Raw genomic sequence first — 269 nt, 5'->3', positions numbered from 1 at the left:
CATCACATAGACCCGCACTCCTATCCGGACGGCGTTGCCTTCCTGGACGGGCAATATCTGCCGATGTCGCAGGCCAAGATCTCGGTGCTGGATTGGGGCTTCCTGCATTCCGACGCCACCTACGACACGGTGCATGTCTGGGCCGGTCGCTTCTTCCGCCTCGACCTGCATCTCGATCGCTTCTTCGGCGGACTGGAAAAGCTGCGCATGACGATCCCGTTCGACCGCGATGGCGTGGCCGAGATCCTCGAAAATTGCGTGGCGCTGTC

Annotated in this window: 1 protein-coding gene; it reads left to right on the top strand. The window is 61.3% G+C overall.

Features of this window, described 5'->3' with window-relative positions; genetic code table 11:
- On the top strand, window positions 1–269 hold a 269-nt coding region (locus AC0L2O_RS36870; protein ID WP_473373217.1), incomplete at both ends, for an aminotransferase class IV.

The sequence above is a fragment of the Bradyrhizobium sp. Kon10 genome, assembly GCF_055807395.1.
The sequence above is the reverse complement of the archived record's forward strand: the minus strand, read 5'-3'. Positions and strand labels throughout refer to the sequence as shown.